We start from the raw sequence: 16,064 nt of genomic DNA on the forward strand, positions 1-16,064 counted from the left end.
TTTTGTTATAAGAAAATATTCCATAAAAAAATGTAGTCCTACAACCCCACTAAAGCCTAGACTATAATGGTTTAGGCTGTTCCATTTTCGCTCGCCGCTACTAACGGAATCATTAAATTATTTTATTTTCCTCTAGATACTTAGATGTTTCAGTTCTCTAGGTTCACTTTATCTATTAAAATAGATAATATCATATTTAATATATGATGGGTTTCCCCATTCGGAAATCTGCGGATTAATTCGTATGTGCCAATCCCCGCAGCTTATCGCAGCTTATCACGTCCTTCATCGTCTCTCAGAGCCAAGGCATTCACCATACGCTCTTCTTTTGCTTTTATATACTCTTATTTCCTCACTATTGTATATTTATTAATATGTCAAAGAACATTTCGAATGGAGAATATCGGAGTCGAACCGATGGCCTCCTGCGTGCAAAACAGGCGCTCTATCCAGCTGAGCTAATCCCCCTATTCTGAATATTTTACGAATAGTCTCGCGCGGAATTGAACCGCGGACCTCTACATTATCAGTGTAGCGCTCTAACCATCTGAGCTACGAGACTGATTTTATAATCAATCTCTTAGGTTTCTTTGTCTAAATTAAAAATGAAAAAGCTTCTGTAACTAACATATTTGTTAAGAATTCTTTAAAACAAAAACTCTAAAAAAGAGATGTTCCAGCCGCACCTTCCGGTACGGCTACCTTGTTACGACTTAGCCCCAGTTATCGATTTTACCTTAAGCAGTTCCTTATTACGGTTACCGATTTTAGGTATCTCCGACTTCCATGGCTTGACGGGCGGTGTGTACAAGGCCCGGGAACGTATTCACCGCATCATGGCTGATATGCGATTACTAGCGATTCCATCTTCATAGAGTCGAGTTGCAGACTCCAATCCGAACTGAGATCGGTTTTTAGAGATTAGCTTTTGATTACTCAGTAGCAACCCTTTGTACCGACCATTGTAGCACGTGTGTAGCCCAAGGTATAAGAGCCGTGATGATTTGACGTCATCCTCACCTTCCTCTCGACTTACGTCGGCAGTCTTGTTAGAGTCCCCGACATTATTCGTTGGCAACTAACAACAAGGGTTGCGCTCGTTGAGGGACTTAACCCAACACCTCACGGCACGAGCTGACGACAACCATGCAGCATCTTGCACTCCGTCCGAAGACTAAACTATTTCTAGCTTATTCGTAGTTCATTTAAACCTTGGTAAGGTTCCTCGCGTATCATCGAATTAAACCACATGCTCCACCGCTTGTGCGGGCCCCCGTCAATTCCTTTGAGTTTCAGCCTTGCGACCGTACTCCCCAGGTGGATCACTTATCACTTTCGCTTGGTCACTGAATAAAAATATCCAACAACTAGTGATCATCGTTTACAGCGTGGACTACCAGGGTATCTAATCCTGTTTGCTCCCCACGCTTTCGTGCCTCAGCGTCAGTGTAGACTTAGTAACCTGCTTTCGCGATCGGTGTTCTGTGTGATATCTATGCATTTCACCGCTACACCACACATTCCAGCTACTCCAATCTAACTCAAGTTCATCAGTATCAATAGCAATTTTAACAGTTAAGCTGTAATATTTCACTACTGACTTAATAAACAGCCTACGCACCCTTTAAACCCAATAAATCCGGATAACGCTTGTGTCCTCCGTATTACCGCGGCTGCTGGCACGGAGTTTGCCGACACTTATTCGTATAGTACATTCAAAATTTTTAATAAGTAAAAATCTTTATTCCTAAACAAAAGCAGTTTACAACCTGTTAAGGCCTTATTCCTGCACGCGACGTGGCTGGTTCAGAGTTTCCTCCATTGACCAATATTCCTCACTGCTGCCTCCCGTAAGAGTCTGGTCCGTGTCTCAGTACCAGTGTGGGGGATCACCCTCTCAGGCCCCCTACTGATCGTAGTCTTGGTAAGCCATTACCTCACCAACTAACTAATCAGGCATACGCCCATCTTTTGCCACATTTCTGCTTTAATGACGAAATCATGCGATAACATCATATTATAGAATATTAATTTGAGTTTCCTCAAGCTATCTTCTTGCAAAAGGTAGGTTACGTATGTATTACGCACCCGTTCGCCGGTCGCCATCAAATTATATAAATATAATTTATGTTGCCCCTCGACTTGCATGTGTTAAGCCCGCCGCTAGCGTTCATCCTGAGCCAGGATCAAACTCTCCGTTGTAAAAATTTTTGAAAAATTTGTTAAAGGATCCTTGACTATTAGCTAGAAGCTTTTTCTATGTTTTTAATTCTTAAAATATTTATTTATACACTTTATTAAAGTATAAAAAAATAAAAAATAATAAAAATATATAAATAATTTAATTGACAAAGAACAATATGATAATGAATTATCAAAATAATATAGACAAACCAAATATCAAGCAATGCAATTATACATATTTTTTTTCTGATAAAAAAATATTATATATTGTATTTTTTTTCTTTAAGGTAAGTATTGTAGTAATGACTAAAATAATTACGTAAAGAATTAAAAAATTAAAAAAACTTCATTCAATTATGAAAACTTCAGATTTTAATTTTGAAAATCCTCTTGATCTTCTTGCTAAATTTCCATCTCAAGAAAGAGATGAGTCTAAACTCATGATAATTCATAAAAATGATAAAAAAATTGAACACAAATTATTTAAAGATTTACATCATTATTTTAATGAAGGAGATTCTATAATATTAAATAATACAAAAGTATTTCCTGCAAGATTATTTGGAAATAAAGAAAAAACAGAAGCAAAAATAGAAGTTTTTTTACTTAGAGAATTAGATCAAAAAGATAGAACATGGGATGTTTTAGTTGATCCAGCTAGAAAAGTTAGAGTAGGTAACAAATTAAATTTTGGATCTGAATTATCTGGAGAAGTAATAGATAATACAACCTCCAGAGGAAGAATTTTACAACTTAATTTCCCAGGAAATTATAATAGTCTTATAAAAAAAATAAAAGAAATAGGTCAAACTCCACTTCCAAAATATATAAATAGAGATCCAGAAGAAATTGATAAAAAACGATATCAAACTGTATATGCTACAAAAGAAGGATCTGTTGCGGCTCCTACAGCTGGATTACATTTTTCCAAATATTTGTTAAAAAAATTAGAACTAAAAGGAGTTAATTTAGTAGAAATTACTCTTCATTTAGGTTTAGGAAGTTTTATTCCAGTAGAGGTAGAAGATATATCAAAACATAAAATGGATTCTGAAAAATGTTTTATAAACAAAACATCATGTGATATAATTAATAAAACAATAAAAAATAAAAAAAGAATTTGTGCTGTAGGTACATCTTCTATGAGAGCAATAGAAAGCTCTATATCTTCTGATAAATATCTTAATCCATTTTCTGGATGGACTAATAAATTTATTTTTCCCCCTTATGATTTTAGTATTGCTAATTCTATGATTACAAATTTTCATATGCCAAAATCAACATTAATTATGATGACAGCTGCTTTTGCAGGTTTTGATTTAATTATGAATGCGTATAAAATAGCAATACAAAAAAAATATAGATTTTATTCATATGGAGATGTAATGTTGATTTTATAAAAAAGTTTGATATTATGAAAAAATTTTTGGAAAAGGCAAAAAAACCTATAAAAAAAGAAATTCAAAATTTTGAAAAAGAATTTTTTAATGTAATAAAAAGTGATGTTGATCTTATAAATGAGATTAGTAATTATATTTTAAAAAAAAAAGGAAAAATGATTCGTCCTATATTTGTTTTTTTAATTGCTAAAATGTTGGGCGTAATACAAAAAAAAACTTATCATACAGCATATTTAATAGAATTAGTACACAACGCTACACTTGTTCATGATGATGTAATTGATAACAGTAACTTAAGAAGAGGTTTTTCTTCTATAAATTCCATATGGAAAAATAAAATAGCGATATTGATCGGAGATTATCTTTTATCTAAAAGTTTATTAGTAGCCAGTAATAATAATTATTTGGATTTATTAAAAATTATTTGTAGAACGATTAATAATATGAGTGAAGGAGAACTATTGCAAATAGATAAATCTTATGATATTACTGAAAAAATTTATGATCAAATTATTTATAAAAAAACTGCCAATTTAATTGCAGCATCTTGTGAATGTGGAGCAATATCTGTTAATGCTAATAATAAAGATATATTAAATATGAGAAAATTTGGAACTCTTATTGGAATTGCATTTCAAATAAAAGATGATTTATTTGATTATGAAGATAATAATGATATAGGAAAACCAATAGGAATTGATTTTAAAGAAAAAAAAATAACACTACCTATTATTTATACTATTAAAAAAGCATCTAAAAATGATAAAAGTTCAATTTTATATTTCATGAAAAATTATAATGAAAAAAAAAGAAAGGATATAATATTTATTGTCAATAAGTATGGAGGAATAAGGTATGCTAAAAAAAAAATGATGGTTTTTTATAATAAAGCATTAAAAATATTAGAATTATATCCTGAAGGAACAATTAAAGAATCATTAAAGATTATGACAAAATTTATTGTTAAAAGAAATAAATAAAAAAAATGAAAGAAAATTTAGTTATTGTAGAATCCCCAACCAAAGCTAAGACAATACAAAAATTTTTAGGATCAAATTATTATGTTGTTTCCAGTTATGGACATATAATGGATTTACCAGAAAAAAAAATAGGAATTCAAATTGAAAATAATTTTAATCCTGATTATGTTATATTAAAAAAAAAAAACAATTTAGTAAAAAGTTTAAAAATATTAGTAAAAAATTTTAAAATAATTTGGATAGCTTCGGACGAAGATCGTGAAGGAGAAGCTATTGCATATCAAATTAAAAAAATATTTTTTTTTCCAAAAAAAATATATAAAAGAATTGTTTTCAATGAAATTACAAAAAATTCAATAATAAAATCTATTAAAAATCCTAGATCTATAAATTTTAATTTAGTTTATTCACAACAAACAAGAAGAATTATAGATAGGTTAGTAGGATTTCAATTATCTCCTTTATTATGGAAAAAAATTAAACCTAAACTTTCTGCAGGAAGAGTTCAATCTGTTGCTCTCAGATTAATTGTAGAAAGAGAGAATAAGATAAAAAACATAATTCCAATTAGGACGTATCAAATAAATGGGGTTTTTAAAATTAAAAATAGTGATCAAATTATTCATACAAAATTAAATAAAAATATAGAAGATAAAAATAAAGTTCAAGAATTAATGAAATTATGTCTTCATAATAATTTCGTTATAGAAAAAATTACAGAAAGTTATGAAAAAAGATCATCTCCAAAACCATTTACTACATCTTCTCTTCAACAAGAATCATTTAATCAATTAAAATTTTCTATATCAAAAACAATGTACCTTGCACAAGGATTATATGAAAAAGGTTTTATTACTTATATTCGTACAGATAATCAAAAATTGTCTTCTTTTATTATATCAAAAATAAAAGAATATATAGAAGAAACTTATGGTCATAAATATTTATTAATTAAAGTAAATCAATCATCAAATAAATTTTCTCAAGAATCTCATGAAGCGATTCGTCCTACAATCATTAATTATAAAAATAAATATCTGGAATCATTAAATGAAAATGAAAAAAAGCTTTATAAATTAATATGGAATCGTACTATTATGAGTCAAATGAAAGATACTATTTTTAAAAAAAAATTTTTTTATATAAAATTTTCTTCATTTAATAATTTTTTTATTGGAAATGAAAAAATTATTGAATTTGATGGTTATATGAAAATAAGTAATATTAAAAATAAAAATAATGTTTTCTCTTTTAAATTAGAAAAAGGTTCTTTGTTAGAAAGAAAAGAAATTATAGCTAAACAAATTATAAAAAATAATTTATACAGATATAATGAATCATCTTTAGTTAAAGATTTAGAAAATTTTGGAATAGGAAGGCCTTCTACTTATGTCCCAATAATCTTTACTATTCAAAAAAGAAATTATGTTAATATTCAAAAAATTATTAAAGAAAAAATATTATATGAAACTTTCACTTTAAAAGAAAAAAGCAATAGTATATCTAATATTAACGAATATAAAATTAAAATAGAAAAAAATAAATTTATTCCTACAGAAATGGGGATATTAATAACTAATTTTTTAAAAAAATATTTTAAAGAAATAATAAATTATAATTTTACTGCTAATTTAGAGAAAAAGTTTGATGATGTTGCCAAAGGCAATATAAATTGGGTAAATGTTGTAAAGGATTTTTATAAAGATTTTTATAAAAAATTATCTTATGTCAATAGTAATGTTAAAAAAATTTATAATAAAAATTTTATTGGTATAGATCCTAAATCTAATAAAAAAATATATTCAAGAATAGCTAAATTTGGACCAGTTATACAACTAGGAGATTTTAATAAAAAAAAAGAAAAACCAAAATTTTTTCCTTTATTAAATAGTCATAAAATTGATTCTATATCTTTTGATGATGCTATAAAAATTATTAATTTACCAAAATCTATAGGATTTTTTAAAAACAAAGAAATTGTATTGAAAATGAATAAATATAATATATATATTCAATATAATAATAAATTAATATCAATTGAAAAAGAAGAGTTTTTTAAAAATTTAATTGATTTAAAAAAAGCTATTAAGATTATTAATAATTACGAAAAAAAATAATAACTAATTATCAAAATATTTTTGATTTAAATAAGTAGTAGGATAGGCTTGATCATGTCCAGTTCTTCTAACATGATCCAAATATGTAGGGATATAAGATAATGCTTTAACTCTATCGGATAAAGACATTCTATTCCATATATTTTCAGCCATCTTTTTCTTTCCTACTTTATATTTATAATCTGTCCAAAATCGATTAAATGATAAATCTGTAGGTATTTCCTCTATAGAAAAAGATGATTTTGATTCCTTCATTTTATTAATAATAGACTCGTTATATGGTAAATATTTACCAATCCATCTATAATGAGATAAAGATAATTTTTTTGGAAAAATAATTTCTCTTAAATAACCATCTAAATCATATTTAAAAATTATTTCTCCAGAAACTAAGTGACTTCTAAATATATATTGTTTACCTTTCATTATTATCTATTTCATAGCAAATAATAAATAATAAAAAAATAAGAAAAAATTAATAACCAATATATTAAGAATCATTAACGATTTTTAGATTTAAAAAAATTTTTTAACAACATTTTATTAAAAATTATGTTATATATAGTTCCTACTCCTATAGGAAATTTAGAAGATTTCTCTTTTAGAAGTATAAGAATTCTAAAGGAAGTTAGTTTAATATTAGTAGAAAGTTATAAAATATCTAATAAATTATTAAAATTTTACAATATAAAAACAAATTTAATCAAATATCATATACATAATGAGCATAAAATTATTCCATTTATTACTAAAAAAATAAAAGAAGGAAAAAATATTGCATTAATATCTAATGCCGGAACCCCTGGTATTTCTGATCCAGGATATTTACTGATTAGACGTTGTATAGAATTATCTATATATGTAGATTGTTTACCAGGTGCTACTGCATTAATTCCATCATTAGTAATTTCTGGGATTCCAATAAATGAATTTATATTTATTGGTTTTTTACCAAAAAAAAAAAGAAATATTAAACTAGAAAACTTATCTAAAGAAAATAGAACTATTGTTCTATATGAATCTCCCTATAGACTATTAAAAACATTAAATGATATAAAAATTTTTTTTGGTATTAAAACATATGTTGTTTTATGTAAAGAAATTTCTAAAATTCATCAAAATACTGTAAGAGGCAATATAAAAGATGTTTTATCTTTTTATAAAGATAAAAAAAAAAATATATTAGGAGAATATACCATAGTTATAAAAACTAATAATTAAACATATTTTTTTTTAATTAAAAATTTTGCTATTTGAATAGCATTAGTTGCAGATCCTTTTCTTAGATTATCCGATACAATCCAAATATTGATAGAATTTAAATAAGAATTATCCATTCTAATTCTACCAACAAAAACTTCATCTTTTCCATGAGAAAAAATTGGCATTGGATAAATATTATTCTCAGGTTTATCTTGAACTACTATACCTTTTGTTTTCATTAAAATTTCTTTTATATAATTTATATTTATATTTTTTTTAAATGTTATATTAACACTCTCGGAATGACCTCCTATAACAGGTACTCTAACTGAAGTCGCAGTTATAGAAATATTATTATCATTCATTATTTTTTTTGTCTCATTTATTAATTTCATCTCTTCTAAAGTATATCCATTGTTAGTAAAATTATCACATTGTGGAATGACGTTTTGATGAATAGGATATGGATATATTTTTTTATTAGAGAATCCTTTTGATTTTTCTTCTTCTAATTGATCTAAAGCTTTTTTTCCTGTTCCCGTAACTGATTGATAAGTAGAAACAATTACTCTATCTATAGAAAAAATTTTATGTAAAGGATGTAAGACCATTACTAATTGTATAGTTGAACAATTTGGATTAGAAATAATTTTATCTTTTTTCTTTAATAGAAAATCATTTACTTCTGGTATAATTAATTTTTTTTCAGGATCCATTCTCCATGCAGATGAATTGTCTATAACAAAAGATCCAATATTAGAAAATTTTTTAGCCCAGTTTTTAGATATTTTTGATCCAGCTGAAAATAAAACAATATTAGGTTTTTTTAAAATTAACTCATTTATCCCAATTATTTTATAACTTTTTCCTTTAAAAAATATTTCTTTTCCAATAGAACGATTGGATGCAGATAAATATAAATCAAATAAAATTGTTTCTTTCTCAAGAATATCCATTATTACACGTCCTACCATTCCGGTAGCTCCAACTATTCCTATTCTCAATTTCATAAATAAATTTAAAAAAACAAATTTATATATTAATGATGAAACAAGGAAAAATAATTATTTTATCTGGACCATCTGGTAGTGGAAAAACTACGATATCAAATTATCTTATATCAAAAATTTCAAATCTAAAATTATCAATATCATGTACAACAAGAAAAATTAGAATAAATGAAAAAAATGGAAAAGATTATCATTTCATTTCTAAAAAAATTTTTAAATCAAAAATACTAAAACATCAATTTATAGAATGGGAAGAAGTTTATAAAAATATTTTTTATGGTACATTAAAAGATGAAATAAATCATATATGTAAAATAAAAAAAAATATTTTATTTGATGTTGACGTTAAAGGAAGTATAAATTTAAAAAAATTATATAAAAAACAATCTATATCTATATTTATATTAACAAATACTAAAAAAGAATTGGAAAAAAGACTTATTAATAGAAAATCTGATGATTATGAAAAAATAAAAATTCGTTTAAAAAAAGTAGAAGAAGAAAATAATTATGCTAATTTTTTTGATTTTATTATCTTAAATAAAAATTTAGAAAAAACAAAAAATAAAATATTTAAAATAGTATCTAATTTTATTAAAAATTAACAATTAAATAAAATTATAAAACTCCCTAGGTTGGATTCGAACCAACGACACCCTGATTAACAGTCAGGTGCTCTAACCAACTGAGCTACTAGGGAATAAATTCAATTAAGAGTTAATTGGTATTTTGTCTATTCTTTTTCTATGTCTTCCTTCATCAAAATTTGTTATAAAAAATATTTTTATAATTTCTAATATTTTGCTTTTTTTTATAAAACGAGCAGGTAAACTGATTACATTTGCATCATTATGTTTCCTTGCTAAGACAGTTATTTCTTTATTCCATACTAAAGCTGCACGAATTCTTTTATATTTATTAGCAATCATTGCTGCTCCATTTCCTGTTCCACATATTACTATGCCAAAATGGGCAATTCCATCATTTACATATTTAACCGTAGGATGAATAAAATCTGGATAATCCACTTTTTTACCATTTCTTTCATTAAAACCAAAATCCATTATTTTATATCCTTTTTTTTTTAAAAAATTTTTTATTAAACATTTATGATCTATTCCTGTATGATCTGAACCAATTGATATTATCATTAATTTTTTTACTTAAATGCAATATAATAAAAAATTTTTCATATTTTTTTAATTTTAACATAAAACAGTCGAATAAAATTTTATGAAAAAGATTAAAGATGTAAATGATTTTAATTTTAAAGATAAAACAGTTTTATTGAGAGTAGATTATAATGTTCCTATTAATCAATATGGAAAAATTACGGATGAAACACGTATTAATTATTCATTACCTACTATTAATAAAATACTATTTGATAAAGGAAAAATTGTTATTATATCTCATTTTGGAAGACCTAAAGGTGTATTTAACAATAAATATTCTTTAAAATTTTTAATACCAATTTTATCAAAAAAATTAAAAAAATATATTTTCTTTTGTGATAAAGTAATAGGAAATTCAACAGAAGAAAAAATTAAAAATCTTAAAAATGGAGAAATTATTTTATTAGAAAATTTACGTTTTTATAAAGAAGAAGAGAATGGCGATAAACAATTTTCATATATTTTATCAAAATATGGAGATATTTATGTAAATGATGCGTTTGGAGCTTCTCATAGAGAACATTCATCAATAACAATATTACCAAAATTTTTTAATAAAAAATGTATAGGTCTTTTAATGAAAAAAGAAATACTTAATTTAAGTATTTTTTTTTCAAAAAAAATAAATAGCCCTATTACTATTATATTAGGTGGAGCAAAAATAGAATCAAAAATAAATTTTATAAAAAATTTTATGAAATTTGCCGATTATTTATTGATAGGTGGAGGTATGTCATATCCATTTATAAAAATAGATGGAGGAAATGTTGGAAATTCTATTATTGACAATATTCAATCTAAAATACAATTAATAAAAGAAATTTTATACGAAAATAAAATTAAAAATATTATTTATTTTCCATATGATGTTATTGCTATAAAATCTAATGATGATAATAATATAAAAATTGTACCTATTCATTCTATACCAAATAATTGGAAAGGATTAGATATAGGACCTAATTCTATAAAAAATTTTTGTAATATTATTAATAAATCTAAAACTATATTATGGAATGGTCCAATGGGACTATTTGAAAAAAAAATTTTTTCTATAGGAACAATTTCAATTGCAAAAGCAATTATAAAAAGAAGAAATAATGCATTTACTGTAGTAGGTGGTGGAGATTCTATACTTGCATTAAAAATGATAAAAAGTATAACTAAAATTAGTTATTTGTCTACTGGAGGTGGAGCTATGTTAGAATTTATAAAAAATAAAACTTTACCAGGAATAAATGCAATAAGTTTATAAAAAATCAAGTTTTTAATTATATTTGTAATAAATTAATACTAATTAAAATTTATGTTATTTAAACTTCCAAAATTATCATATTCATATAAGGATTTTGAACCATATATTGATGCAAAAACTATGGAAATTCACTATAAAAAACATCATTTTACTTATATTAATAATTTGAATAATTCAATTATAAATACCGATATGAAAGATCTTTCTATAGATGAAATCTTAAGAAGATCGCATATTGAGTCTCCAATTATAAAAAATAATGGAGGGGGGGTTTATAACCATAATTTATTTTGGAAAATATTAATTCCTTCATTAAAATTTACTTTACCAAGTAAATATTTTAGTAATATATTAAATGAAAATTTTGATTCGATAGAAAACTTTAAAAAAAAGTTTTCAGATGTTGCATTAAAAATATTTGGATCTGGATGGGCATGGTTATGTGTAAATAATAATAATCAATTAAGTATATGTAGTACACATAATCAAGATAATCCTATTATGTATGGATCAGAATGTGATGGAATTCCTATATTAGGTTTAGATGTATGGGAACATGCTTATTATCTTAAATATCAAAACAGAAGATCAGATTATATATATTCTTTTTGGAAAATAATAAATTGGAAAGAAGTAGAAAACAATTATAAAAATTCAATAAAATAAATTGGGGTTAATCATATTAGATAATATAAGATTATTCGGATTTCATGGTTGTTTTCCAGAAGAAAAATTAGTTGGATCTAATTTTTCTATAAAATTAGAAGTAAAAATAGATATTAAAGACCCTATTAATGATGATATATCTGAAACTGTTGATTATATTTTTCTTTATAAGATAGTTGAAGAAGAAATGAAAATACCATCTAAGATAATGGAATTTCTAGCAAAAAGAATAATTAAAAGAATTAATAAAATAAATAAAATAAAATATACAAAAATAAAAATATGTAAAGAAAATCCTCCAATAAATGGAATAATGGATAAATTCTGTATAATAATGGAGGAAAAAATATAATATTTTTTTAATTTTTTTTTATTTAAAGTATTAAAGGAATAGGCACTGTGGCCGAATGGATAAGGCAGAGGTCTGCAAAACCTTTAAAAGCGGTTCGATTCCGCTCTGTGCCTCAAATTATGTAACATTTATATTAAATAACTGAATGAACATTCTTATTTCACAATCTATTTCTATTAAATCTAATTCTCCATATTTAGATCTTAGTAAAAAAAAAAATGTAAAAATACATTACAAATCTTTTACAAAAATAATAGATGTATCATCATCTTATGTAAGAAAACAAAAAATTAATTTTTCTGATTTTAATGCAATTATTTTTTTAAGTAAAAAATCTGTAGATCACTACTTTAGGATCGCGAATTCTATGAGATTTACAGTTCCTATTACTATGAAATATTTTTGTAAAACAGAATCAATAGCTTTTTATTTGCAAAAATATATTACTTATAGAAAGAGAAAAATTTATACTGGTATAAAAAATTTTTCAGAATTAATACCATATATAATAAATAATTCTAGTGAAAAATTTCTTTTACCATCATCAGATATATTATCTTATGTTATTCCAAACATGTTAAAAAAATTAAATATTTTTTGGAGAAGAGCTATTTTATATAAAACTATTTCAAATGATTTATCTGATATAAAAGATATATTTTACTATGATATTTTAGTTTTTTTTAGTCCTTCTGGAATTAAGTCTTTATTTGACAATTTTCCAAATTTTAACCAAAAAAAGACTAAAATTGCAACTTTTGGAAAAAATACTTTAGATGCCGCATATAAAGCTGGATTAAAAATAGAAATACAGGTCCCAAATTCCAGGTTTTTATCTATGGCAATGGCATTAAAAGAATATATAAATAAAATAAAAAAAATTAAATATTATTCTACAGTTACAGATTTTGCTAAATTTCTAGGTTGATCTATATTTTTTCCACGTAAAGAAGCAATTTGATAAGCTAGTAATTGAAGAGGTATTGCTGTTATTAATGGACTTAATTCTTCTACTGTATTAGGAATTTTTATAACATAGTCAGCTAACATTTGTACTTGAACATCTTCTTCGTTGATTAATGCTATAATTTTTCCTTTTCTAGCTTTAATTTCCTGAATATTATTTAATATTTTTTTATAACAATTTGATTTAATAAGAGCAATCACAATAACAGGAATGTTTTCATCAATTAAGGCCATAGGGCCATGTTTCATCTCAGCTGCAGGTAACCCTTCTGCATGAATATAGGATATTTCTTTTAATTTTAATGCTCCTTCTAATGCTACTGGAAAATTTATACCCCTTCCTAAATAAATAAAATTATTTATATAATATAATTTATTAGATATATTTTTAATAGAATTATGATTATTTATAATATGACTTATTTTTTCTGGAATTAAACTAAGTTCTTTGCAAATTTTTTTGTAAAAAAAATTATCAATAGTGGATTTATATTTAGCTATTTTTAAAGCTATTAAAGTTAATATAGTAATTTGAGAAGTAAAAGCTTTTGTAGATGCTACTCCTATTTCTGGACCAGCATGAATATAAACTCCTGCATTTACATTTCTAGCAATAGAAGATCCCACTACATTACAAATACCAAAAACAAATACCCCCCTTTTTTTAGCTAATTTTAAAGCTGATAAAGTATCAGCTGTTTCTCCTGATTGAGAAATTACAATAACAATATCTTTCTTACTAAGAATAGGATTTCTATATATAAATTCCGAAGCATATTCAACTTCAACTGGAATACGTGTATATTTTTCTAATAAATATTCACCAATTAAACCTGCATGCCATGATGTACCGCAAGCCACTATGATAATAGATGTTGCATTAATAAATTTTTCTTTATTAGACTTAATTCCATTTATATAAATAATTTCATTAGAAATTAATAATCTACCTCGTAGAGTATCTAATATTGTTTTTGGTTGTTCATATATTTCTTTCAACATAAAATGTTTATATTCTCCTTTTTCAATTTCTTCTAGATTTATTTTTAATTTTTTTATAATTGGATGAAGCTTATGATTATTAATGATTTTTCTTAGATCTAATTCTTTATTTTTTTTTAAAATTGCCATTTCTCCATCTTTCATATAAATAACATTTTTTGTATAATTTATAAATGGTATTGGATCAGAAGCTATAAAAAATTCTTCTTTACCAATACCTATAATCAATGGACTACCTAGTTTAGCAATGATAATTGTTTCTGGGTTCGATTTTTCCAAAATAGCAATAGAATAAGCTCCAATAGTTTCATTTAAAGAAATTCTAACAGCTTCTTCTAATGATAGATTATTTTCATATTTTATGTATTCAATTAAATTTACTAGAACTTCTGTATCAGTTTTACTGTTGAAAGTAAAACCATTTTTTAATAAAAAAATTTTTATGGAATGATAATTTTCTATAATTCCATTATGAATCATAACAATGTTATTTGAATTAGATACATGAGGATGAGCATTAACATCATTTGGTTCTCCATGTGTTGCCCATCTGGTATGTCCTATACCAACGGTACCATTTAATTTGTTTTTTTTTTTTAAAAAATCAATTTTTTTCTCTAAATCATTTACTTTTCCTTTTGTTTTAAACAAACTATATCCATTCTTATAGAAAATAGAAATACCAGAACTATCATAACCACGATATTCTAATTTTTTTAATCCATTAATAAGAATAGGATAAACCTCTCTATACCCTAAGTATCCAATGATTCCACACATTATTCTAGTTAAAATTAAAAATATTTTTTAATTTTATTCATTGATTTTTTTATAAAATTGTTGATAAATCGTTTCAATTTTATCTAATTTAGAATATTTTAATACTAATAATTTATTTTTATCTATAAAATCTTTTATTTCATCATGAAACGAAACATCTCCTTTTATTATTGCATCAGAAAAATATATACATAATTTTGTAAGATTAATATAATCTGGATTTTTTAAAAAATTTAATTTTTCGGATTCAATTCCATCGAATTTTATTTTATTTATTATGTCTTTATTAAGAATACCATTAAATGGTTTATTATAAATAGATGAAATTACTTTTGTATTTTTATATATAAGATCATTGTTAAAATATTTTTTTAAATATAAAGGAATAAAAAAACTAATCCATCCGTATAAATGGATAATATCCGGTTTCCAATTTAATTTTCTTACAGTTTCTAGTACTCCCTTTGCAAAAAAAAGCGCTCTTTCATCATTATCTTTAAAAAAGACACCATTTTCATCTTCATCAATAGCTTTTCTTTTAAAGTATTCTTCATTATCTATAAAATAAACTTGCAGTCTAACATCAGGAATAGAAGCAACTTTTATTAAAAGAGGTTGATATACATCATTAATTATTAAATTCATACCAGACAAACGAATTACTTCATGTAATTGATGTCTTCTTTCATTGATTATTCCAAATCTAGGCATAAATATTCGTACATCATTTCCTACAGATTGCATAAATTTAATAGTTTTTAATACTGATAAGGAAATTGAATTTTTTGAAGAAAAAGGAAACAAATATGAAGAAACATATAATATGCGTTTACCTGTCATCTTTTTAAGGATTTTATTTTTTTTTGAAATATATAAAACAAAGGATAACTACAAATATAAAAAATAATCTCCAATTGATGAGGATATAAATAAAATTTAATTAAAAAAAACTATCTAAAATATTTTTATAATAA

General features: G+C 24.5%; 14 protein-coding genes, 4 tRNA genes and 2 rRNA genes (1 of these 20 only partly in view). 10 read left to right on the forward strand and 10 right to left on the reverse strand.

Features of this window, described 5'->3' with window-relative positions:
* From H0H33_RS01550 to H0H33_RS01565, 4 genes are all read right to left on the reverse strand, one after another.
* Positions 1-338 (reverse strand): 23S ribosomal RNA (locus tag H0H33_RS01550) (it extends 2,600 nt beyond the left edge of the window).
* A gap of 56 nt (positions 339-394) precedes the next feature.
* Positions 395-468, reverse strand: a tRNA-Ala gene (locus H0H33_RS01555).
* 20 nt (positions 469-488) lie between these two features.
* Positions 489-562 (reverse strand) — tRNA-Ile (locus H0H33_RS01560).
* Between the two features lie 102 nt (positions 563-664).
* A 16S ribosomal RNA gene (locus H0H33_RS01565) occupies positions 665-2,202 on the reverse strand.
* The 16S and 23S rRNA genes sit together here with 2 tRNA genes alongside, the layout of an rRNA operon.
* A 338-nt stretch (positions 2,203-2,540) precedes the next feature.
* On the opposite strand from H0H33_RS01565, the gene queA reads away from it, so the two are divergent.
* From queA to topA, 3 genes are read left to right on the forward strand one after another with little or no spacing between them, the layout of a single operon-like run.
* Positions 2,541-3,584 carry a tRNA preQ1(34) S-adenosylmethionine ribosyltransferase-isomerase QueA gene (queA, locus tag H0H33_RS01570; RefSeq protein ID WP_185877681.1) on the forward strand — a complete coding sequence of 348 codons (1,044 nt, stop codon included), beginning with the start codon at positions 2,541-2,543 and terminating at the stop codon, positions 3,582-3,584.
* A gap of 14 nt (positions 3,585-3,598) precedes the next feature.
* Complete coding sequence (locus H0H33_RS01575) at positions 3,599-4,564, forward strand: polyprenyl synthetase family protein (RefSeq protein ID WP_185877682.1); 966 nt, start codon at positions 3,599-3,601, stop codon at positions 4,562-4,564.
* A gap of 5 nt (positions 4,565-4,569) precedes the next feature.
* Positions 4,570-6,681 carry a type I DNA topoisomerase gene (gene topA / locus H0H33_RS01580; RefSeq protein ID WP_185877683.1) on the forward strand — a complete coding sequence of 704 codons (2,112 nt, stop codon included), beginning with the start codon at positions 4,570-4,572 and terminating at the stop codon, positions 6,679-6,681.
* Positions 6,682-6,684: 3 nt separating this feature from the next.
* Here the strand turns inward: topA and H0H33_RS01585 are convergent, their stop codons facing one another.
* Complete coding sequence (locus tag H0H33_RS01585) at positions 6,685-7,107, reverse strand: hypothetical protein (protein ID WP_185877684.1); 423 nt, start codon at positions 7,105-7,107, stop codon at positions 6,685-6,687.
* A 126-nt stretch (positions 7,108-7,233) separates the two neighbouring features.
* On the opposite strand from H0H33_RS01585, the gene rsmI reads away from it, so the two are divergent.
* Positions 7,234-7,902 (forward strand): 16S rRNA (cytidine(1402)-2'-O)-methyltransferase, encoded by a 669-nt coding sequence (rsmI, locus tag H0H33_RS01590; RefSeq protein WP_185877685.1) that lies wholly within the window; start codon positions 7,234-7,236, stop codon positions 7,900-7,902.
* Here rsmI and H0H33_RS01595 read toward each other — a convergent pair.
* A complete protein-coding gene (locus tag H0H33_RS01595; protein WP_185878154.1) occupies positions 7,899-8,888 on the reverse strand; it encodes an aspartate-semialdehyde dehydrogenase in 990 nt (329 codons plus the stop codon). The two genes, rsmI and H0H33_RS01595, sit on opposite strands and share 4 nt — an antisense overlap.
* Before the next feature lie 38 nt (positions 8,889-8,926).
* Here H0H33_RS01595 and gmk point away from each other — a divergent pair, with 38 nt between their 5' ends.
* A complete protein-coding gene (gmk, locus tag H0H33_RS01600) occupies positions 8,927-9,499 on the forward strand; it encodes a guanylate kinase (RefSeq protein ID WP_317167104.1) in 573 nt (190 codons plus the stop codon).
* A 21-nt stretch (positions 9,500-9,520) separates the two neighbouring features.
* On the opposite strand, the gene H0H33_RS01605 is transcribed toward gmk, so the two are convergent.
* Positions 9,521-9,594: transfer RNA gene (locus H0H33_RS01605), tRNA-Asn, on the reverse strand.
* A 10-nt stretch (positions 9,595-9,604) separates the two neighbouring features.
* A complete protein-coding gene (locus tag H0H33_RS01610) occupies positions 9,605-10,045 on the reverse strand; it encodes an RpiB/LacA/LacB family sugar-phosphate isomerase (protein WP_185877686.1) in 441 nt (146 codons plus the stop codon).
* A gap of 82 nt (positions 10,046-10,127) precedes the next feature.
* Here H0H33_RS01610 and H0H33_RS01615 point away from each other — a divergent pair, with 82 nt between their 5' ends.
* The 5 genes from H0H33_RS01615 to H0H33_RS01635 all read left to right on the forward strand — a co-directional run bounded on the left by H0H33_RS01615 (position 10,128) and on the right by H0H33_RS01635 (position 13,270).
* Positions 10,128-11,324: a phosphoglycerate kinase gene (locus H0H33_RS01615; RefSeq protein WP_185877687.1), complete on the forward strand. Its 1,197-nt coding sequence runs from the start codon at positions 10,128-10,130 to the stop codon at positions 11,322-11,324.
* 51 nt (positions 11,325-11,375) lie between these two features.
* The gene (locus H0H33_RS01620; RefSeq protein WP_185877688.1) at positions 11,376-11,990 is read left to right on the forward strand and encodes a superoxide dismutase; all 615 of its coding nucleotides are present in this window, start codon (positions 11,376-11,378) and stop codon (positions 11,988-11,990) included.
* Between the two features lies 1 nt (position 11,991).
* Positions 11,992-12,342 (forward strand): dihydroneopterin aldolase, encoded by a 351-nt coding sequence (locus H0H33_RS01625; RefSeq protein WP_185877689.1) that lies wholly within the window; start codon positions 11,992-11,994, stop codon positions 12,340-12,342.
* A gap of 41 nt (positions 12,343-12,383) precedes the next feature.
* Positions 12,384-12,455, forward strand: a tRNA-Cys gene (locus tag H0H33_RS01630).
* A gap of 32 nt (positions 12,456-12,487) precedes the next feature.
* A complete protein-coding gene (locus tag H0H33_RS01635; RefSeq protein ID WP_185877690.1) occupies positions 12,488-13,270 on the forward strand; it encodes a uroporphyrinogen-III synthase in 783 nt (260 codons plus the stop codon).
* On the opposite strand, the gene glmS is transcribed toward H0H33_RS01635, so the two are convergent.
* Together glmS and H0H33_RS01645 are read right to left on the reverse strand one after the other, a co-directional pair.
* Entirely contained in the window at positions 13,231-15,090 is a 1,860-nt protein-coding gene (glmS, locus tag H0H33_RS01640) for a glutamine--fructose-6-phosphate transaminase (isomerizing) (protein WP_185877691.1), read from the reverse strand. The genes H0H33_RS01635 and glmS overlap by 40 nt on opposite strands.
* Positions 15,091-15,123: 33 nt before the next feature.
* A complete protein-coding gene (locus H0H33_RS01645) occupies positions 15,124-15,930 on the reverse strand; it encodes a glycogen/starch synthase (protein ID WP_185877692.1) in 807 nt (268 codons plus the stop codon).
* Positions 15,931-16,064 lie beyond the last annotated feature (134 nt).

The organism is Blattabacterium cuenoti (genome assembly GCF_014252415.1).
Taxonomy (GTDB): domain Bacteria; phylum Bacteroidota; class Bacteroidia; order Flavobacteriales; family Blattabacteriaceae; genus Blattabacterium; species Blattabacterium cuenoti_Y.

What these genes read in the sequence shown, in the direction of transcription:
- queA (WP_185877681.1), top strand. Translation starts at nt 2,541, where the DNA reads ATGAAAACTTCAGATTTTAATTTTGAAAATCCTCTTGATCTTCTTGCT.
- H0H33_RS01575 (WP_185877682.1), top strand. Translation starts at nt 3,599, where the DNA reads ATGAAAAAATTTTTGGAAAAGGCAAAAAAACCTATAAAAAAAGAAATT.
- topA (WP_185877683.1), top strand. Translation starts at nt 4,570, where the DNA reads ATGAAAGAAAATTTAGTTATTGTAGAATCCCCAACCAAAGCTAAGACA.
- H0H33_RS01585 (WP_185877684.1), bottom strand. Translation starts at nt 7,107, where the DNA reads ATGAAAGGTAAACAATATATATTTAGAAGTCACTTAGTTTCTGGAGAA.
- rsmI (WP_185877685.1), top strand. Translation starts at nt 7,234, where the DNA reads ATGTTATATATAGTTCCTACTCCTATAGGAAATTTAGAAGATTTCTCT.
- gmk (WP_317167104.1), top strand. Translation starts at nt 8,927, where the DNA reads ATGATGAAACAAGGAAAAATAATTATTTTATCTGGACCATCTGGTAGT.
- H0H33_RS01610 (WP_185877686.1), bottom strand. Translation starts at nt 10,045, where the DNA reads ATGATAATATCAATTGGTTCAGATCATACAGGAATAGATCATAAATGT.
- H0H33_RS01615 (WP_185877687.1), top strand. Translation starts at nt 10,128, where the DNA reads ATGAAAAAGATTAAAGATGTAAATGATTTTAATTTTAAAGATAAAACA.
- H0H33_RS01620 (WP_185877688.1), top strand. Translation starts at nt 11,376, where the DNA reads ATGTTATTTAAACTTCCAAAATTATCATATTCATATAAGGATTTTGAA.
- H0H33_RS01635 (WP_185877690.1), top strand. Translation starts at nt 12,488, where the DNA reads ATGAACATTCTTATTTCACAATCTATTTCTATTAAATCTAATTCTCCA.
- glmS (WP_185877691.1), bottom strand. Translation starts at nt 15,090, where the DNA reads ATGTGTGGAATCATTGGATACTTAGGGTATAGAGAGGTTTATCCTATT.
- H0H33_RS01645 (WP_185877692.1), bottom strand. Translation starts at nt 15,930, where the DNA reads ATGACAGGTAAACGCATATTATATGTTTCTTCATATTTGTTTCCTTTT.